Source organism: Streptomyces purpureus (genome assembly GCF_014648195.1).
Lineage (GTDB): Bacteria > Actinomycetota > Actinomycetes > Streptomycetales > Streptomycetaceae > Streptomyces > Streptomyces purpureus.
This window is the reverse complement of the sequence record NZ_BMQQ01000004.1, coordinates 118,446-136,876: the sequence shown is the minus strand read 5'-3', so window position 1 is coordinate 136,876 and position 18,431 is coordinate 118,446. Positions and strand designations below refer to the sequence as shown.

At 72.2% G+C, this 18,431-nt stretch carries 12 protein-coding genes and 2 pseudogenes; 5 read left to right on the top strand and 9 right to left on the bottom strand.

What is annotated here, in order from left to right; translation table 11 throughout:
* Window positions 1–10 precede the first annotated feature (10 nt).
* Window positions 11–925 (top strand): tyrosine-protein phosphatase, encoded by a 915-nt coding sequence (locus IEZ01_RS07730; RefSeq protein ID WP_189200623.1) that lies wholly within the window; start codon window positions 11–13, stop codon window positions 923–925.
* A 113-nt stretch (window positions 926–1,038) separates the two neighbouring features.
* Here the strand turns inward: IEZ01_RS07730 and IEZ01_RS07725 are convergent, their stop codons facing one another.
* From IEZ01_RS07725 to IEZ01_RS07710, 4 genes and pseudogenes are all read right to left on the bottom strand, one after another.
* Window positions 1,039–2,661: a DEAD/DEAH box helicase gene (locus IEZ01_RS07725; RefSeq protein ID WP_189200621.1), complete on the bottom strand. Its 1,623-nt coding sequence runs from the start codon at window positions 2,659–2,661 to the stop codon at window positions 1,039–1,041.
* A 308-nt stretch (window positions 2,662–2,969) separates the two neighbouring features.
* Window positions 2,970–4,127 (bottom strand): acetyl-CoA C-acetyltransferase, encoded by a 1,158-nt coding sequence (locus tag IEZ01_RS07720; protein WP_189200618.1) that lies wholly within the window; start codon window positions 4,125–4,127, stop codon window positions 2,970–2,972.
* Window positions 4,128–4,158: 31 nt separating this feature from the next.
* Complete coding sequence (locus IEZ01_RS07715; protein WP_019885445.1) at window positions 4,159–4,773, bottom strand: TetR/AcrR family transcriptional regulator; 615 nt, start codon at window positions 4,771–4,773, stop codon at window positions 4,159–4,161.
* Window positions 4,774–4,788: 15 nt separating this feature from the next.
* A pseudogene (locus IEZ01_RS07710) lies at window positions 4,789–5,556 on the bottom strand (SDR family oxidoreductase); the annotation flags it as partial.
* Window positions 5,557–5,744: 188 nt separating this feature from the next.
* On the opposite strand from IEZ01_RS07710, the gene IEZ01_RS07705 reads away from it, so the two are divergent.
* Both IEZ01_RS07705 and IEZ01_RS07700 read left to right on the top strand, forming a co-directional pair.
* Window positions 5,745–6,884, top strand: coding sequence for an acyl-CoA dehydrogenase family protein (locus IEZ01_RS07705; protein WP_189200616.1), 1,140 nt, complete (start codon window positions 5,745–5,747; stop codon window positions 6,882–6,884).
* Window positions 6,884–8,116, top strand: coding sequence for an acyl-CoA dehydrogenase family protein (locus IEZ01_RS07700; RefSeq protein ID WP_189200614.1), 1,233 nt, complete (start codon window positions 6,884–6,886; stop codon window positions 8,114–8,116). Before IEZ01_RS07705 ends, IEZ01_RS07700 begins: the two co-directional genes overlap by 1 nt.
* Here IEZ01_RS07700 and IEZ01_RS07695 read toward each other — a convergent pair.
* The 3 genes and pseudogenes from IEZ01_RS07695 to IEZ01_RS07685 form a co-directional block, all read right to left on the bottom strand.
* Window positions 8,113–8,652, bottom strand: coding sequence for a pyridoxamine 5'-phosphate oxidase family protein (locus tag IEZ01_RS07695; RefSeq protein ID WP_189200612.1), 540 nt, complete (start codon window positions 8,650–8,652; stop codon window positions 8,113–8,115). The two genes, IEZ01_RS07700 and IEZ01_RS07695, sit on opposite strands and share 4 nt — an antisense overlap.
* Window positions 8,653–8,719: 67 nt before the next feature.
* Window positions 8,720–9,085: pseudogene (locus IEZ01_RS07690) on the bottom strand (VOC family protein); the annotation flags it as partial.
* 80 nt (window positions 9,086–9,165) lie between these two features.
* On the bottom strand, window positions 9,166–9,885 hold the full coding sequence (locus IEZ01_RS07685) for a vWA domain-containing protein (protein ID WP_189200610.1): 720 nt from the start codon (window positions 9,883–9,885) through the stop codon (window positions 9,166–9,168).
* 198 nt (window positions 9,886–10,083) lie between these two features.
* On the opposite strand from IEZ01_RS07685, the gene IEZ01_RS07680 reads away from it, so the two are divergent.
* Together IEZ01_RS07680 and IEZ01_RS07675 are read left to right on the top strand one after the other, a co-directional pair.
* Complete coding sequence (locus IEZ01_RS07680) at window positions 10,084–10,806, top strand: glucose 1-dehydrogenase (protein WP_189200805.1); 723 nt, start codon at window positions 10,084–10,086, stop codon at window positions 10,804–10,806.
* Window positions 10,803–11,927: an alpha/beta hydrolase gene (locus IEZ01_RS07675; RefSeq protein ID WP_229832777.1), complete on the top strand. Its 1,125-nt coding sequence runs from the start codon at window positions 10,803–10,805 to the stop codon at window positions 11,925–11,927. The genes IEZ01_RS07680 and IEZ01_RS07675 overlap by 4 nt, the downstream gene beginning before the upstream one ends.
* Before the next feature lie 117 nt (window positions 11,928–12,044).
* On the opposite strand, the gene IEZ01_RS07670 is transcribed toward IEZ01_RS07675, so the two are convergent.
* Together IEZ01_RS07670 and gltB are read right to left on the bottom strand one after the other, a co-directional pair.
* A complete protein-coding gene (locus IEZ01_RS07670) occupies window positions 12,045–13,505 on the bottom strand; it encodes a glutamate synthase subunit beta (RefSeq protein WP_019885458.1) in 1,461 nt (486 codons plus the stop codon).
* Window positions 13,498–18,084, bottom strand: coding sequence for a glutamate synthase large subunit (gene gltB / locus IEZ01_RS07665; protein ID WP_189200608.1), 4,587 nt, complete (start codon window positions 18,082–18,084; stop codon window positions 13,498–13,500). The genes IEZ01_RS07670 and gltB overlap by 8 nt, the downstream gene beginning before the upstream one ends.
* Window positions 18,085–18,431: the final 347 nt, after the last annotated feature.

Below are 18,431 nucleotides of genomic sequence, written 5' to 3'. Positions count from 1 at the left end.
GAGTCCGCTCATGCCTCTCTCCAGACGCGCCCTGCTGAGCACCGCCACCGCCGCCGCCCTGACGGCGGCCACCGCCGCCGTCCCCGCCGCGGCGAGCGCCGCCGTACCGGGCCGTCGCACCCACGCGGCCACGGCCGTCCGGCACATCCCCCTGCAGGGCGCGGTCAACGTCCGTGACCTGGGCGGGTATCCGACCTACGGCGGCGACCGGGTCCGCCGCGGCCTGGTCTACCGGGCCGACGGCCTGAACCGGCTCACCGACGCCGATGTGACCACGCTGGCCGGGCTGCGGCTCGGCACGGTCGTCGACTTCCGTATCCCCGTCGAGGTGCAGTACGACGGGGCCGACCGGCTCCCGGCCGGTGTCGCGCTGGTGAGCCGTCCGGTCACCGACAACGGTCTGTACACCCAGCTGAGGACCGTGATCGGGTCCCGCGACCCGGTGCGTCAGGAGGAGATGCTCGGCAACGGCAAGGCCGCGGCGTTCATGCGGGAGGTCTACCGCTCGTTCGTGACCAGCCCCGGCAACCGCGCCCAGTTCGGCGCCACGCTACGTGACATCGCACGCCCGGGTGCGGCGCCGCTGATGTACCACTGCACCGCGGGCAAGGACCGTACGGGCTGGACGAGCTACCTGCTGCTCACCGTGGTCGGCGTGCCGGAGTGGGAGGCGGTCGCCGACTTCCTGGCGTCGAACACGTTCCGCGCGGTCTACGACGCGAAGCTGCGGGAGAGCCTCAAGCAGACCGGGCTGATGCAGAACCCGGACCTGCTCATACCGCTCCAGGAGGTTCGCAAGGAGTATCTGGAGACCGCCCTCGCCGAGGTGAAGTCCGGCTACGGCGGTCTCCACCGCTATCTGACGACCGGCCTGGGCCTGGACCTGGGCACGCTCGCGGCGCTCCACGCCAGGCTGGTCGACTGACCTGACCGCGCCGCCGACCTGCTCAGGCGAAACAGGCTGGTCAGGCAGCTGACCGCAGGCGGCTCAGGCAGCTCAGACGCCTCGGGCGCCTGAGCACAGGCGGCTCATGCGGCTCAGGCGGCGCCTCGGCGGCCGCCGCCTTGGCCGCCTCGGCCGGTCCGGCCGGATCCGGCGCCCGCGCCGCGGGTGCGGGCGCCGCCGCCGGTGGGGCGGGCCCCGCCGGTACGCCCGGCGCCGTTGCGCGTCCCGCCGCCGGTGCCCGCCGCCGTACGGGCCGTCGTGCCGGAGGCCGCGGCGCCGCCGGTGCCACGGGAGCGGCCGGAGCCGCCCCGGCGCGTCCGCTTGGGCGCGGTCGCCGGCTGCGCGGGCTGCGGCACCTCGATGGTGACCGGCACCCCGGACGGCTCGCGGGCGCCGGTCAGCTCGGTGAGCGTCTCGTCGCTGGACTTGATCTGCGCGGTGCGCGGGCTGATCCCGGCGTGCGACATCAGCCGGCCCATGTCGCGCTTCTGCTCGGGCAGGACGAGGGTGACGACGCTGCCGGACTCGCCGGCGCGGGCGGTGCGTCCGCCGCGGTGGAGGTAGTCCTTGTGGTCGACCGGCGGGTCGACGTTGACGACCAGGTCGAGGTCGTCGACGTGGATGCCACGGGCCGCCACATTGGTCGCCACCAGCGCCGTGACCTGCCCGTTCTTGAACTGGTCCAGGGTGCGGTTGCGCTGCGGCTGGGAGCGGCCGCCGTGCAGGCCCGCCGCCCGTACACCGCTGGCGAGGAGCTTCTTGACGAGCCGGTCCACGGACCGCTTGGTGTCCAGGAAGAGGATGACGCGTCCGTCGCGGGCGGCGATCCGTACGGTGACGGCCTTCTTGTCGGTCTCGTCGGCGACGTAGAGGAGGTGGTGCTCCATGGTGGTGACGGCGCCTGCGGACGGGTCGACCGAGTGGACCACCGGGTCGGTCAGGAACATCCGCACCAGGCGGTCGATGTTCTGGTCCAGGGTCGCCGAGAAGAGCATCCGCTGGCCGCCGGGCTCGACCTGCTTGAGCAGGGCGGTGACCTGCGGCATGAAGCCCATGTCGGCCATCTGGTCGGCCTCGTCGAGGACGGTGACGGCGACCTGGTCGAGCCGGCAGTCGCCGCGCTCGATGAGGTCCTTGAGGCGGCCGGGGGTGGCGACCAGGACCTCGGCGCCGCGCCGCAGGGTGGCGGCCTGCTTGGTGATCGACAGGCCGCCGACGACGGTGGCGAGCCGCAGCTGCACGGAGGTGGCGTACGGGGCGAGGGCGTCGGTGACCTGCTGGGCCAGCTCGCGCGTGGGTACGAGGACCATGGCCAGCGGGGCCTTGGGCTCGGCACGGCGGCCGGCGGTGCGGGCGAGCAGGGCGAGGCCGAAGGCGAGGGTCTTGCCGGAGCCGGTGCGGCCGCGGCCGAGTATGTCGCGGCCCGCGAGGGAGTTCGGCAGGGTGGCGGCCTGGATCGGGAACGGCTCGGTCACGCCCTGCGCGGCGAGGGTCTTCACCAGCGCGGGGGGCATGTCGAGGGCGTCGAAGGACTCCACGGCGGGCAGCGCGGGGGTGAGGGTCTGCGGCGGGGTGAACTCACGCGGCGGCGGGGGCGCGGCCGGCCCGCGGCCCCGGCCGGACTTCCGGGCCGGCGCCTTCGCGGACGCCTTCGCCTGGCCGGGGGCCGCCGAAGCGGGGCGCCGCCGGGTGGTGGGGCGTTCGGAGCGGGTCATGAGGAGATGCCTTCCTGGCCTGGGCACAGCACAAGCCGGGACACGCACCTTCGTCGGTGCGGGTCCCGGCTACGAGCGACGCGTCCGGAGAGGTTTCGGGGAAAATCCGGTCTGGCCGGAAACAACAATGCGCCTGAGGGCCATTCCCGTCAGGCGCACATGAAGTCCATGGGTACCAAAACCACAACCCGCTGACTTTACCACGAAGGGCCGCCAGGACCCGAGATTCCGGTCATGAACATCTCAAAGATGAGATGTTCATGACCGGAATCGCAGGACGGCGGCCCCGGCCGGCTCTCCGCCGCCACTCAGAGGCGTTCGATGATCGTCACGTTGGCCTGCCCGCCGCCCTCGCACATCGTCTGCAGGCCGAAGCGGCCGCCGGTGCGCTCCAGTTCGTGCAGGAGTGTGGTCATCAGCTTCACGCCGGTGGCGCCCAGGGGGTGGCCGAGGGCGATGGCGCCGCCGTTGACGTTGACACGCTCGGGGTCCGCGCCGGTCTCCTTCAGCCAGGCGAGGACGACGGGCGCGAAGGCCTCGTTGATCTCGACGAGGTCGATGTCGTCGATGCTCAGGCCGGTCTTCTTCAGCGCGTGGGCGGTCGCGGGGATGGGCGCGGACAGCATCCGGATGGGGTCCTCGCCGCGTACGGAGAGGTGGTGGACGCGGGCGCGCGGGGTGAGCCCGTGGTCCCGTACGGCTTGTTCGCTGGCGAGGAGCATCGCCGCTGCGCCGTCGGAGACCTGGGAGGAGCAGGCGGCGGTGATCGTGCCGCCGTCGACGACGGGTTTCAGGCCGGCCATCTTCTCCAGGGTGGTGTCCCGGCGGGGGCCTTCGTCGTGGGTGACGTCGCCGTACGGCACCGTCTCGCGGTCGAAGCGTCCTTCGTCGATCGCCCGGATCGCCCGCTCGTGGGAGCGCAGGGCGAACTCCTCCTGGTCGCGGCGGGTGATGCCCCATTTCCGCGCGATGAGCTCGGCGCCGTGGAACTGGTTGACCGGGGCGTCGCCGTAGCGGGCGCGCCAGCCCCGGCTGCCGGCGTAGGGGCCGTCGGTGAGTCCCAGCGGTTCGGCCGCCTGCCGGGAGGCGAAGGCGATGGGGATCATCGACATGTTCTGGGTGCCGCCCGCGACGACGAGGTCCTGGGTGCCGGAGAGGACGCCCTGGGCGGCGAAGTGGACGGCCTGCTGGGAGGAGCCGCACTGCCGGTCGACGGTGACGCCGGGGACCTCCTCGGGGAGTCCGGCGGCCAGCCAGGCCGTACGGGCGATGTCGCCGGCCTGCGGCCCGACGGTGTCCAGGCAGCCGAGGACGACGTCGTCGACGGCCGCCGGGTCGATGCCGGAGTGCCGGACGAGGGCGGTGAGGACATGCGCGCCGAGGTCCGCCGGGTGGACGGCGGCGAGCCCTCCCCTGCGGCGCCCCACGGGGGTCCGTACCGCTTCGACGATGTAGGCCTCGGCCATGACTGTTCCCCAATCGGCTAGGTGCGTACGGCTAGGTACGTACGGCGATCCCGTCCAGGACCATGGAGAGGTACTGGCGGGCGATCTCGTCCGGGCTGTGCTGGCCGCCCGGCCGGTACCAGGACGCGGCGACCCAGACGGTGTCGCGGACGAACCGGTAGGTGAGGCGGACGTCGAGGTCGGCGCGGAAGACCCGGGCGGCGACTCCGCGCTCCAGCGTGCCGAGCCAGGCCTTCTCGAACTTCACCTGCGACTCGCTGAGGTAGTGGAAGCGGGGCTGGGCGGAGAGGTGCCGGGCCTCCTTCTGGTAGATGGCGACGGCGGCGCGGTGCCGGTCGATCTCGCGGAAGGATTCGGTGACGAGGGCCTCGATGGTCTCCCGGGGGCCGAGTCCGGCGGCGAGCACGGTGTCGTAGCCCTGCCAGAGTTCGTCGAGGAAGGTGGAGAGGATCTCGTCGAGCATCGATTCCTTGGAATCGAAGTGGTAGTAGAGGCTGCCGGCGAGCATCCCGGCGGCGTCGGCGATCTTGCGGACGGTGGTGGCGTTGTACCCCTGGGCGGCGAACACCTCGGCGGCCGTGTCGAGGAGTTCACGGCGCCGCTCGGGCGCGGCGGTCACCTGGGGCTTCTTCTCGGTCGTGGACACACGTCCATTCTGGTCCTACGGGTGCCGGCTGCTGACGGAGACCGTCTCGCCGGTCATGTACGAGGAGTAGCCGCCGGCCAGGAAGACGATGACATTGGCGACCTCCCAGGGCTCGGCGTACCGCCCGAAGGCCTCGCTCGCGGTCAGCTCCTGGAGCAGTTCGGCGGAGGTGACCTTGGCCAGGTGGGGGTGCATGGCGAGGGAGGGGGCGACGGCGTTGACGCGGACGCCGTAGGCGGCGGCCTCGACCGCGGCGCAGCGGGTGAGTGCCATGACGCCGGCCTTGGCGGCGGCGTAGTGGGCCTGGCCGGCCTGGGCGCGCCAGCCGACGACGGAGGCGTTGTTGACGATCACCCCGCCGTGGTTGGTGGCGCGGAAGGAGCGCAGGGCGGCCCGGGTGCAGCGGAAGGTGCCGTGCAGTGTGACATCGAGGACGCGGTGCCACTGGCCGTCGGTCATGTCGACGAGTTCGGCGGTGCCGCCGAGTCCGGCGTTGTTGACGACGACGTCGAGGCTGCCATGGAGCCGTACCGCCGTGTCGAACAGGGCCTGGACCTGGGCCTCGTCGGTGACGTCGCACACCAGGGAGTCGACGGCCGCCGGGCCGAACTCGGCCGCGAGTGCCTCCTCGGTCTCCTTGAGGCGGCGGGCGTGGGTGTCGCTGAGCAGGACCCGCGCGCCTTCTTCGAGGAAGCGGCGGGCGGTCGCTCCGCCGATGCCGGCTCCGGCGGCGGCGGTGATCACGGCGGTGCGGCCGTCGAGGAGTGCGTGTCCTGTCACGTACCGCGCCTGTGTCTGGTCCCGATCCGGCGCGTGCCCCTGTGGCCGCCCCGGTGACTGTCGCTTTTCCTGCCGTTGTTCCTGTCCTTGTTCCCGTCCTTGCGCCTTGTTGTCCGTCACAGCGGCACGTTAACCTACCAAACACTTGTTAGGGAAGCTGTCCCGGACGCCCGAAGGGGAGACGGAACCGCATGGATCTGACGCACACGGCGGACGAGGACGCGTTCCGGGCCGAGGCGCGTGAGTGGCTGCGCGCCCATGTGCCCGCCCGGCCGCTGCCCTCGCTGGAGACCGAGGTGGGATTCGCCGCCCACCGCGCCTGGGAGGCCGAGCTCGCCGCCGACCGCTGGTCGGTGGTGTCCTGGCCGGAGCGGTACGGCGGCCGGGACGCCGGGATCTTCCGCTGGCTGGTCTTCGAGGAGGAGTACTACGCGGCCGGGGCGCCCGGCCGGGTCTCGCAGAACGGCATCAGCCTCCTCGCCCCCACCCTCTTCGACCACGGCACGGAGGAACAGCGGGCCCGGGTGCTGCCGTCGATGGCGAGCGGCGAGGCCGTCTGGGCGCAGGCCTGGTCCGAGCCGGAGGCCGGCTCGGACCTCGCGGCCCTGCGCTCCCGGGCCGTACGGACCGACGGCGGCTGGCTGCTGTCCGGCCACAAGACGTGGTCCTCGCGGGCGGCCTTCGCCGACCGGGCCTTCGGACTCTTCCGTACGGACCCGGAGGCCGCCAAGCCGCACCACGGCCTCACGTACCTGATGTTCGACCTGCGGGCCCCGGGGGTGACGGTCCGGCCGATCGGCCGGCTGGACGGCCGGCCCGCGTTCGCCGAGCTCTTCCTCGACGAGGTCTTCGTACCCGACGAGGACGTGATCGGCGAGCCGGGGCAGGGCTGGCGGATCGCGATGGCGACGACGGGCGACGAACGGGGGCTGACCTTGCGCTCCCCCGGCCGGTTCCTGGCCGCCGCCGACCGGCTCGTACGGCTGTGGCGCGAGCGCGGCGAGGAACCCGGGGCACGGGACCGGGTCGCGGACGCGGTCATCGGCGCGCGGGCCTATCAGTTGTTCACGGCGGCGGGCGCGTCGCGTTTCGCGGCCGGGGGCACGATCGGCGCGGAGTCGAGCCTGAACAAACTCTTCTGGTCCGAGTACGACATCACACTGCACGAGACCGCCCTGGATCTGCTGGGACCGGAGGGTGAGCGGGCGGACCAGGAGTGGGCGGAGGGGTACGTCTTCTCGCTCGCGGGCCCCATCTACGCCGGGACGAACGAGATCCAGCGCGACATCGTCGCCGAGCGTCTGCTCGGCCTTCCGAAGGGCCGGCGCTGATGCGATTCCTGCTGACCGACGAGCAACAGGCCTTCGCCCGCGCCCTGGACACCATGCTCGGCGCGGCCGACACGGCGGCGGCAGTACGGGCGTGGGGCGCCGGAGACCACACGCCGGGCCGGGCGGTGTGGACGCGGCTCGCGGAGGCGGGGGTGTGGTCGCTGGCGGTCCCGGAGGCGTACGAGGGGGTGGGCCCGCTGCCCGTCGAGACGGTCGTCGCCTTCGTGGAGCTGGGCCGGCACGCGGTCCCCGGCCCCCTGGCGGAGACCGCGGCGGCGGGTGCCCTGCTGTCCCGGCTCGCCGCCCTCGGCCATGACACTCCGGCGAAACGGCTGCTGCCGGGGATCGTGGGGGGAGGGACGATGGCAACGCTCGTTGTGTCGGAACCCGGACCACCGGAGACCGGGAGCGCGGCGCCGCGACCGGAGGCCGGGAGCGCCGCTCCGGACGGGCCACCCGAGGCCGGGAGCGCGAGACCACGCCCCGAGGCCGCGAGCGCGACGCCGGACGGGCGAGCCGAGACCGTCGGGGCGGCCCCCCGACCCGAGGCCGGGAGCGCCGCTCCAGACGGACCACCCGAGGCCGGGAGCGCGGCGCCACGGCCCGGCGCCCTCGGCATGGCTCTCGACGCGGATGCCGCCGACGCCGTACTCGTCGTCCAGGGTGAGGAGTTGCGGCTGGCGGCCGGGCATGGGCCGGTGGTGCGGTCACTCGATCCGGCACGGCGGCTCGCCCGCCCGGACGCGGGCGGGGAGCCGCTGGCCGTCGGGCCCGCCGTCGCCGAGGCCGCCGGGTACGCGGCTCGCTGGGCGGCCCTCGCCACCGCCGCCCAGTCGCTGGGCGTCGGGCTCGCGCTCCTGGAGCGCACCGTGTCGTATGTGAAACAGCGCAGCCAGTTCGGCACCCCGATCGGCTCGTTCCAGGCGGTCAAACACCGGCTGGCGGACACGCTCCTGGCCCTGGAGTTCGCGCGGCCGCTGCTGTACGGGGCGGCGCTCACCCTCCGTACGGCCGACGTCGCCGCCGCCAAGGCCGCGGCCGGCGAGGCCGGATACGCGGCCGCCCGCACCGCGCTCCAGCTGCACGGCGCGGTCGGCTACACCGAGGAGCTCGACCTCTCCCTCTGGCTGCGCAAAGCCCGCCCGCTGCGCGACGCATGGGGAACGCCCGCGCGCTGCCGGGCCCTGGTCCTCGACGGGCTCGGGGACCGCCCCGGGGGCTTCGGGGGCTAGGGCACGTCCTCGCGCGGGGCGCTGTCGTCGGGGCCGCGCCGGACACGGCGCAGCGGCCGGTCCGGCGCCCAGGACTGCACGACCAGGTCCTCGCCGTCGACCGAGGTCCGTACGACCTCGGTCAGTTCGACGCGGAAGAGGTGGAACGGCAGTGGCGGGCCGGTCTCCTTCACGTACCGGTCGACGGTCTCCGGGTCGGTGACCTCGACCGCCTGTCCGCCGACGCGGACGTCGCCGCCGCCCATGTCCGTACCGCTGCCCGGATTGGCCAGCACGTTGAACCGGGGGTCGCGCAGCAGGTCCCGTACCTTGTGCGAGTTGGGCATCATGCCCAGCCACAGCTCGCCGAAGCGGAAGTCGACCTCCAGTCCGCTGAGCCGGGGGGAGCCGTCCTCGCGCAGGGTCGCCAGGACGTGGTGGGTGTAGGCCTCGAAGCGTCGGCGCACCACGGCGGCGAAGTCCGGCTCGGCCGCCGCGAAACCGGCCCAGCTCATGCCCGTACGGTCCGCGGGAGTGTTCGTCTCGCTGTTCTCCATGCGTCCATGAAAGCGGGGAACCCCGACATCTTCTGTCGGGTTTCCCCGGTCGGCCGAACGCTCAGCCGCGTTCGGCGGCGCTGCGCTCGACGCAGAACTCGTTTCCCTCGGGGTCGGCGAGGGTCACCCAGCCCCGGCCGTCCTCCGTGCGGTGGTCGCCGACGAGGGTGGCGCCGAGCTTCAGGATCCGCTCGACCTCCTCGTCGCGGGTGCGGTCCTGCGGCTGGATGTCGAGGTGCACGCGGTTCTTCACGGTCTTGGGCTCGGGGACGGTCACGAAGAGGACCGCCGCGCCGGGGGTCTCGACCAGCGCCTCCGGGTCGCCGGGCTGGTCCTCGTCCGAGACCGGGGCGTCGAGGACCGCGCCCCAGAAGGTCGCCAGGGCGTAGGCGTCGGCGCAGTCGAATGTCACATGTCTTACGAGAGATGCCATGTTCGCCACTATCGCGGCCGGCACCCGCGCTCGGCGAGCCGATTATTCGGCCTGCTCGCCGCCCTTCGCCTGCGCCCCGGTCAGGTGCGGACGATGCCCTGGGCGCGGGCGGCTGCCAGCCAGGCGGGGAACTCGGCGACCAGCCGGTCGTACAGTTCGTCGTCCGTGACCCGGCGCGGGTCCTGGCCCGCGTGGAAGAAGCCGGCGTTGTCGACGGGCCGGCGGCCGGGGACGGACAACTCGTCCAGTTTGCGCAGGAATTCGAACTGCCTGCTGCCGGGGTCGCCGAAGCCGACGAACTGCCAGAAGAGCGGGAGCCGCGCCGCCTTGCAGACGTACCGCTCGGCGGCGAGCTTGTTGATGGGGCCGCCGTCGGTCTGGAAGACGACCAGTGCGGGCGCGGTGGAGCCGCTGTCCAGGTAGTGGTCGATGACGGCGTCCATGGCCAGGTGGTAGCTGGTCTTGCCCATGTGCCCGAGCCCGGCGACGATCCGGTCGATGCGGCCCTCGTGGTCGGCGAGGGAGATGTCCGTCTCGGCGTCGACGTCCGTGGAGAAGAAGACGACCGGCACCCGGCCGTCGTCGTCGAGCCGCGCGGACAGTCCGAGGACCCGGTCGGCGAGGGCCTGGACGCTGCCGTCCTTGTAGTACGGCTTCATCGAACCGGAGTAGTCGATCACGAGGTAGACGGCGACGCGCTGCCCGTCCAGGCCGTGCTTGCGCAGGGAGACACCCGCGCTCTTGAAGAGGCTGACGAGCGTGGGCGCGGTCTCCTCGACCTTGCGCAGGCTGATGGCCATGGGCGGGAAGTCCCTTCTCCGTGCGGTGACTTCGAGCCTACGTGATCGCCGGGCGGCTCCCGTCGCCGCTGCCCTTCCCGGGTCTCGATATGACTGCTAGAAGTATTCCTGTTCGTCATGTCGAAGCGGGAAGCCGAACGGGAAGTCGAGCGGGAAGTCGAGCGGGAACGGGGTGCGGGTGTGCCATGTGACGGCGCGATATCACTGACCGGGAAGGTGGTCCTGGTGACGGGCGCGGCCCGGGGTCAGGGCGCGGCGGAGGCCCGGTTGTGCGCGGCGGCGGGGGCGCGAGTGGTCGTCACGGACGTACGGGAGGAGGAGGGCCGGGAGGTCGCCGACTCCCTCGGCGGGCAGGGGCTGTTCGTCCGGCACGACGTCTCGGACGCGGCGGACTGGACGCGGGCGGTGGTCGCCGCGGTACGGGCCTTCGGCCGGCTCGATGCGCTGGTCAACAACGCGGCGCTGTGGCGTACGGCCTCCGTGGAGGACGAGACGTACGAGACCTTCGAGACCCTGCTCCGGGTCAATCTGCTGGGGCCTTTCCTCGGCATCCAGGCGGCGCTGCCGGCGCTGAAGGAGGCGGGCGGCGGTTCGATCGTGAACGTGTCGTCGACGGCGGGCCTGGTCGGCATCCCGGGCCACGCGGCGTACGGCTCGACGAAGTTCGCCCTGCGCGGCCTGACCCGGTCCTCGGCGCTTGACCTGGCGCCGTACGGGGTCCGCGTCAACTCGGTCCACCCGGGCGCGATCGACACGCCCATGACGGCGGCGGTCGCGGGGAGGGACTGGTCGCACGTGCCGCTGGGGCGGATGGGCCGGCCGGAGGAGGTCGGCGAGCTGGTCGTGTTCCTGGTGTCGGACGCGTCCTCGTACGTCACGGGGGCGGAGTTCGCGGTGGACGGAGGGCTGACGACAGGATGACGAACTCACTGACGGATCCGCTGACCCCGGCGGCACGGGCGTTCTGCGACGCCCTGACGGCAGGCTTCCCACCCCCGGGCGACCCGGCCTCCCTCCGCGCGGCGGCCAGGGCACGCCTGGGCGAACTGCCTGCGGCGCGGGAGGAGTTGGCGGACGGGGTACGGGTGCGGATCTACGAACCGCCGGAGGCGGCGGGCGGCTCGGGCGGGGGCCCGGGGCGTGGCCTGGGGCACGCGGGTGCCGTCGGCGCGGGCGTACGGGACTTGGGGGCGGCGGGGGCGGCGGACTCGGGCGGGGGCCCGGGACGCGACCTCGGGGAGACGGGTCCCGTCGGCACGGGCGCGCGGGGCCCGAGGTCGGCTGCCGCCGGCCCCGGCATGCAGGCCCCGGGGGCCGCTTCCGGCACCGGCACCCCAGACTCGCGCGCGCCCGGCCCCGTCATCGTCTTCAGTCACGGCGGCGGCTGGGTGCTGTGCGATCTCGACACCCATGACCGGCTCTGCCGGGCGCTGGCGGCCAGGGTCGGGGCCACCGTCGTCTCCGTCGACTACCGGCGTGCCCCCGAGCACCGCCACCCCGCCGCCGAGGACGACGCGTGCACGGTCACATGGTGGGCCGCCCGGCGGTACCCGGGGCGGCCCCTGGTCGTGGCGGGTGACTCCAGTGGCGGGAACCTCGCCGCGGCGACGGCGCTGCGGGCGCGGGACCGGGGAGGGCCGGAGATCGCCGCGCAGTTGCTGATCTATCCGGCGCTGGACCACCGGCTGGACGGTGTGTCGGCGGAGGCGTACGCGGAGGGGTTCTTCCACACCACCGCCCATATGCGCTGGTACTGGCAGCAGTATCTGGGCCCGCACGGCGACCCGGTGGCCGCCTCCCCCGGCCTGGCGGCCGACCTGTCCGGGCTCCCGCCGGCCCTGGTCGTCGTCGCGGACTGCGATCCGCTGCGTGACGAGGGCGTGGCGTACGCCCGTCGCCTCTCGGCGGCCGGCGGACGCGCGGCGGTGCATGTGCACACCGGCATGTTCCACGGCTTCCTGGGCGCGACGGGCGTCCTGCCGGAGGCGGACGCCGCGCTGGACTCGGCCGCGGCCTGGCTGGCCGGTGTGGCGCGACCGTAACGCTCGGAGAAAACTTCGGGAAAAGGGCGCGTGGCGCCTGCCGTGGTCCGGTCGGGGACTTGGCAGGCGCCACGCTCAGTTCCGTACGCCGTTGTACGGGACGCTTGGTGCCGTCCGTCAGACGGTCAGCGCGCGGTCGGTCGGACGGATCGGGGCCGGCAGGGCGCTCGTACCGGTGAGGTAGCGGTCCACGCCGCGGGCGGCCGAGCGGCCCTCGGCGATCGCCCAGACGATCAGGGACTGGCCGCGGCCCGCGTCACCGGCGACGAAGACACCGTCGACGTTGGTGGCGAAGTCCGCGTCGCGGGCGACGTTGCCGCGCGCGTCGAGCTCCAGGCCGAACTGCGACACCAGGCCGTTGGACTGGTCGGTGCCGGTGAAGCCCATCGCCAGGGTGACCAGCTGCGCCGGGATGCGGCGCTCGGTGCCCGGCTTCTGCTCCAGCTTGCCGTCCTTGAACTCCACCTCCACCAGGTGCAGCGCCTGGACGTTGCCGTCCTCGTCACCCTCGAAGTGGGTGGTGGAGACGGAGTAGACCCGCTCGCCGCCCTCCTCGTGGGCCGATGTCACCTTGTACAGCATCGGGAAGGTGGGCCAGGGCTGGTTGGCGTTCCGCTCCTCGCCCGGCCTCGGCATGATCTCCAGCTGGGTGACCGAGGCCGCGCCCTGGCGGTGGGCGGTGCCGACGCAGTCCGCGCCGGTGTCGCCGCCGCCGATGACGACGACGTGCTTGCCCTCGGCCGTGATGGGCGGGGCGATGAAGTCGCCCTCCTGGACCTTGTTGGCGAGCGGCAGGTACTCCATCGCGAAGTGGATGCCGTTCAGCTCACGGCCCGGCACGGGCAGGTCGCGGGAGACGGTCGCCCCGGCCGCGACGACGACCGCGTCGTAGCGCCGGCGCAGCTGCGCCGCGTCGACGTCGACGCCGATCTCCACCTCGGTGCGGAACTTGGTGCCCTCCGCACGCATCTGCTCGATGCGCCGGTTGATGTGCACCTTCTCCATCTTGAACTCGGGGATTCCGTACCGCAGCAGGCCGCCGATGCGGTCGGCCCGCTCGTACACGGCGACGGTGTGGCCGGCCCGGGTCAGCTGCTGCGCGGCGGCCAGGCCCGCGGGGCCGGAGCCGATGACCGCGACGGTCTTGCCGGACAGCCGCTCCGGCGGCTGCGGGGTGACGTCGCCGGAGTCCCACGCCTTGTCGATGATGGAGACTTCGACGTTCTTGATGGTGACGGCGGGCTGGTTGATGCCGAGGACGCACGCCGACTCGCAGGGAGCCGGGCACAGGCGGCCGGTGAACTCCGGGAAGTTGTTGGTGGCGTGCAGCCGCTCGGAGGCCTGCGCCCAGTCCTCACGGTAGGCGTAGTCGTTCCACTCGGGGATCAGGTTCCCCAGCGGGCAGCCGTTGTGGCAGAACGGGATGCCGCAGTCCATGCAGCGGCCGGCCTGCTTGCTGATGATCGGCAGCAGGGAGCCGGGGACGTAGACCTCGTTCCAGTCCTTGAGTCGCTCGGCCACCGGGCGGGTCTTGGCGACCTCACGGCCGGTGGTCAGGAAGCCCTTGGGGTCAGCCATTGGTCGCCGCCTCCATCATCTTCTCGGTGGTCTCGGCCTCGGAGAGACCGGCGAGCTCAGCGGCGTCCTTGGCGGCGAGCACTGCCTTGTACGTGGTGGGGATGATCTTGCTGAAGCGGTCCACGTTCACGGACCAGTCGGCGAGGAGCTTCTCGGCGACGGTGGAGCCCGTCTCCTCGTGGTGGCGGCGCACGACGTCGTGCAGCCACGCCTTGTCGGTGTCCGACAGGGCCTCGATCGCCTCCAGGTTGCCGGCGTTGACGTTGTCCCGGTCGAGGTCGACGACGTAGGCGGTGCCGCCCGACATACCGGCCGCGAAGTTGCGGCCCGTCTCGCCGAGGACGACGGCCTGTCCGCCGGTCATGTACTCGCAGCCGTGGTCGCCCACGCCCTCGGAGACCACCAGCGCGCCGGAGTTGCGGACGCAGAAGCGCTCGCCCGTACGGCCCCGCAGGAACAGCTCGCCGCCGGTGGCGCCGTAGCCGATCGTGTTGCCCGCGATCGTGGAGTACTCGGCGAGGTGGTCGGCGCCCCGGTCGGGGCGGACCACGATACGGCCGCCGGAGAGCCCCTTGCCGACGTAGTCGTTGGCGTCGCCCTCCAGGCGCAGTGTGACACCGCGCGGCAGGAACGCGCCGAAGGACTGTCCTGCGGAGCCGGTGAAGGTGATGTCGATGGTGTCGTCGGGCAGGCCCGCGCCACCGAACTTCTTGGTGACGTGGTGGCCGAGCATCGTGCCGACGGTGCGGTTGATGTTGCGGATCGGCACCTGGGCGCGGACCGGCTGGGCGTCCTCGGCGGTGGCCGCGTTCAGCGCCTCGGCGGCGAGCTCGACGAGCTCGTTGTCGAGGGCCTTCTCCAGGCCGTGGTCCTGCTCGACCAGGGCGTGGCGGGCAGCGCCTTCGGCCAGCTCGGGCACGTAAAAGAGCGGGGCGAGGTCGAGGCCCTGCGCCTTCCAGTGCGAGACGGCGCGGGTGGTGTCGAGGAGTTCGGCGTGGCCGACGGCCTCCTCCAGCGTGCGGAAGCCCAGCTCGGCGAGGAGCTCGCGGACCTCCTCGGCGATGAACTGGAAGAAGTTGACGACGAACTCGGCCTTGCCGGAGAAGCGTTCCCGCAGGACCGGGTTCTGGGTGGCGATGCCGACCGGGCAGGTGTCCAGGTGGCAGACGCGCATCATGACGCAGCCGGAGACGACGAGCGGCGCGGTGGCGAAACCGAACTCCTCGGCGCCGAGCAGCGCGGCGATGACGACGTCACGGCCGGTCTTGAGCTGGCCGTCGGTCTGCACGACGATCCGGTCGCGCAGGCCGTTGAGCAGCAGGGTCTGCTGGGTCTCGGCGAGGCCGAGCTCCCAGGGGCCGCCCGCGTGCTTGAGCGAGGTGAGCGGCGAGGCGCCCGTACCGCCGTCGTGGCCGGAGATCAGGACGACGTCCGCGTGGGCCTTGGAGACACCGGCGGCGACCGTGCCGACGCCGACCTCGGAGACCAGCTTCACATGGATGCGGGCCTCGGGGTTGGCGTTCTTGAGGTCGTGGATCAGCTGAGCCAGGTCCTCGATGGAGTAGATGTCGTGGTGCGGCGGCGGGGAGATGAGGCCGACGCCGGGGGTGGAGTGCCGGGTCTTGGCGACCCAGGGGTAGACCTTGTGGCCGGGCAGCTGGCCGCCCTCGCCGGGCTTGGCGCCCTGGGCCATCTTGATCTGGATGTCGTCGGCGTTGACCAGGTACTCGGAGGTGACGCCGAAGCGGCCGGAGGCGACCTGCTTGATCGACGAGCGGCGCGCCGGGTCGTACAGGCGCTCCGGGTCCTCGCCGCCCTCACCGGTGTTGGACTTGCCGCCCAGCTGGTTCATGGCGATGGCGAGGGTCTCGTGCGCCTCCTTGGAGATGGAGCCGTACGACATGGCGCCGGTGGAGAAGCGCTTGACGATCTCGGATGCCGGCTCGACCTCGTCGAGGGGGATCGAGGGGCGGTCGGAGGTGAAGCCGAAGAGGCCGCGCAGCGTCATGAGCCGCTCGGACTGCTCGTTCACCCGCTCGGTGTACTGCTTGAAGATGTCGTACCGCTTGGAGCGCGTGGCGTGCTGCAGGCGGAAGACGGTCTCGGGGTCGAACAGGTGCGGCTCGCCCTCGCGGCGCCACTGGTACTCGCCGCCGATGTCCAGCGCGCGGTGCGCGGAGGGGATGCCGGAGGAGGGGTACGCCTTGGTGTGCCGGGCGGCGACCTCCTGGGCGACGACGTCGAGGCCGGCGCCGCCGATCTTGGTGGCGGTGCCGTCGAAGTACTTCTCGACGAAGGCCTGGTCGAGGCCGACGGCCTCGAAGACCTGGGCGCCGCGGTAGGAGGCGACGGTCGAGATGCCCATCTTGGACATGACCTTCAGGACGCCCTTGCCCAGCGCGTAGATCAGGTTGCGGATGGCCTTCTCGGGCTCCAGGCCCTCGATGAAGGTGCCGGCGCGGACCAGGTCCTCGACCGACTCCATCGCGAGGTACGGGTTGACGGCGGCGGCGCCGTAGCCGATGAGCAGCGCGACGTGGTGGACCTCACGGACGTCGCCGGCCTCGACCAGCAGGCCCACCTGGGTGCGCTGCTTGGTGCGGATGAGGTGGTGGTGGACCGCGGCGGTGAGCAGCAGCGACGGGATCGGCGCGTGCTCGGCGTCGGAGTGGCGGTCGGAGAGCACGATCAGCCGGGCGCCGGACTCGAGGGCGGCGTCGGCCTCGGCGCAGATCTCCTCGATCCGGGCGGCGAGCGCGTCGCCGCCGCCGGAGACGCGGTAGAGACCGGAGAGTGTGGCGGCCTTCATGCCGGGCATGTCGCCGTCGGCGTTGATGTGGATGAGCTTCGCCAGCTCGTCGTTGTCGATCACCGGGAAGGGCAGGGTGACGCTGCGGCAGGAGGCCGCGGTCGGCTCCAGGAGGTTGCCCTGCGGGCCGAGCGAGGAGCGCAGCGAGGTGACGAGCTCCTCGCGGATGGCGTCCAGCGGCGGGTTGGTGACCTGCGCGAAGAGCTGGGTGAAGTAGTCGAAGAGCAGCCGGGGCCGCTCGGAGAGGGCCGCGATCGGGGAGTCGGTGCCCATGGAGCCGATCGGCTCGGCGCCGGTGCGGGCCATCGGGGCGAGGATGACGCGGAGCTCTTCCTCGGTGTAGCCGAAGGTCTGCTGGCGGCGGGTGACCGAGGCGTGGGTGTGGACGATGTGCTCGCGCTCGGGGAGGTCCTCGAGCTCGATCTCGCCGGTCTCCAGCCACTCCTGGTAGGGGTGCTCGGCGGCGAGGGCGGCCTTGATCTCGTCGTCCTCGATGATGCGGTGCTCGGCGGTGTCGACGAGGAACATCTTGCCGGGCTGGAGGCGGCCCTTGCGGACGACCTTGGCGGGGTCGATGTCGAGGACGCCGACCTCGGAGGAGAGGACGACGAGGCCCTCGTCGGTGACCCAGTAGCGGCCGGGGCGCAGACCGTTGCGGTCGAGGACCGCGCCGACCTGGACGCCGTCGGTGAAGGTGACGCAGGCCGGGCCGTCCCAGGGCTCCATCATCGTGGAGTGGTACTGGTAGAAGGCGCGCCGGGCCGGGTCCATGGAGTCGTGGTTCTCCCACGCCTCGGGGACCATCATCAGGACGCTGTGGGGCAGGGAGCGGCCGCCGAGGTGGAGCAGCTCCAGGACCTCGTCGAAGGAGGCGGAGTCGGAGGCGTCCGGCGTGCAGACGGGGAAGATCCGCTCCAGCTCGGCCTGGCCGAAGAGGTCGGAGGCGAGCTGGGACTCGCGGGCCCGCATCCAGTTGCGGTTGCCCTTGACCGTGTTGATCTCGCCGTTGTGGGCGACGAAGCGGTACGGGTGGGCCAGCGGCCAGCTGGGGAAGGTGTTCGTGGAGAAGCGGGAGTGGACCAGGGCCACGGCGGTGGCGCAGCGCCGGTCGGAGAGGTCCGGGAAGAAGGGCTCCAGCTGGCCGGTGGTCAGCATGCCCTTGTAGACGATCGTGCGGGCGGAGAGCGAGGGGAAGTACGTTCCGGCCTCGCGCTCGGCGCGCTTGCGCAGCACGAACGCCTTGCGGTCCAGCGCGATGCCCGTGTTCTCGCCTCCCCCAGACTCCGTCCGGGAGGTGCCCCCAGCGACGAAGAGCTGGCTGAAGACCGGCATGGTGGAGCGGGCGGAGGCGCCGAGCAGCTCGGGGGCGACGGGGACCTCGCGCCAGCCGAGGACGGTCAGGCCTTCTTCGGAGGCGATCGTCTCGATCCGCGAGACGGCCTGTGCGGAGCCGTCGGCGGGGAGGAAGGCGATGCCGACGGCGTACGCGCCGGGCTCGGGCAGGTCGAAGTCGGTGACCTCGCGCAGGAACGCGTCGGGGACCTGGAGGAGGATGCCGGCGCCGTCTCCGGAGTCGGGCTCGGAGCCGGTGGCGCCGCGGTGCTCGAGATTGCGCAGTACGGTCAGCGCCTGCTCGACCAGTGCGTGGCTGGCAACACCGGTGAGGGTGGCCACGAACCCGACACCGCAGGCGTCGTGTTCGTTACGGGGGTCGTACATCCCCTGCGGTGCAGGGCGACCGTCCATGGGCGACCAGGCGTCGGAACGCATCGGCACTCCCGTCGTCGTCGTGGCATATGAAGCAGCCGAGGGACGACGTTGGCCCTCCGCGAAATTTCGTGCAGGTTACATGATGGAGTGATTCTCGGAAAGTGGATAGCTCATTCCAGCATGCGGACACCGCGGGGTGGCGGTGGAGTGCTCAGGGTGTGATCACAGGGGCGTCATCACGGGTGCGATCACACGTGTGGTGTCACAAGGGACGGGATCGGTATCCGGGGGTCGCCGGCGACCCGTCGCAGGAGCAGGCGTCATTGCCCGCGGCGCCTTCGGCTCATGCCCGATGATGAGGGAATCGAAACCGACAGGTAATGGCTACTTATTCGGCGCTGCGCATA

Coding starts and splice junctions, on each gene's coding strand:
- IEZ01_RS07730 (WP_189200623.1), top strand. CDS start 11: ATGCCTCTCTCCAGACGCGCCCTGCTGAGCACCGCCACCGCCGCCGCC.
- gltB (WP_189200608.1), bottom strand. CDS start 18,084: ATGCGTTCCGACGCCTGGTCGCCCATGGACGGTCGCCCTGCACCGCAG.
- IEZ01_RS07670 (WP_019885458.1), bottom strand. CDS start 13,505: ATGGCTGACCCCAAGGGCTTCCTGACCACCGGCCGTGAGGTCGCCAAG.
- IEZ01_RS07720 (WP_189200618.1), bottom strand. CDS start 4,127: ATGGCCGAGGCCTACATCGTCGAAGCGGTACGGACCCCCGTGGGGCGC.
- IEZ01_RS07725 (WP_189200621.1), bottom strand. CDS start 2,661: ATGACCCGCTCCGAACGCCCCACCACCCGGCGGCGCCCCGCTTCGGCG.
- IEZ01_RS07700 (WP_189200614.1), top strand. CDS start 6,884: ATGCGATTCCTGCTGACCGACGAGCAACAGGCCTTCGCCCGCGCCCTG.
- IEZ01_RS07695 (WP_189200612.1), bottom strand. CDS start 8,652: ATGGAGAACAGCGAGACGAACACTCCCGCGGACCGTACGGGCATGAGC.
- IEZ01_RS07685 (WP_189200610.1), bottom strand. CDS start 9,885: ATGGCCATCAGCCTGCGCAAGGTCGAGGAGACCGCGCCCACGCTCGTC.
- IEZ01_RS07705 (WP_189200616.1), top strand. CDS start 5,745: ATGGATCTGACGCACACGGCGGACGAGGACGCGTTCCGGGCCGAGGCG.
- IEZ01_RS07675 (WP_229832777.1), top strand. CDS start 10,803: ATGACGAACTCACTGACGGATCCGCTGACCCCGGCGGCACGGGCGTTC.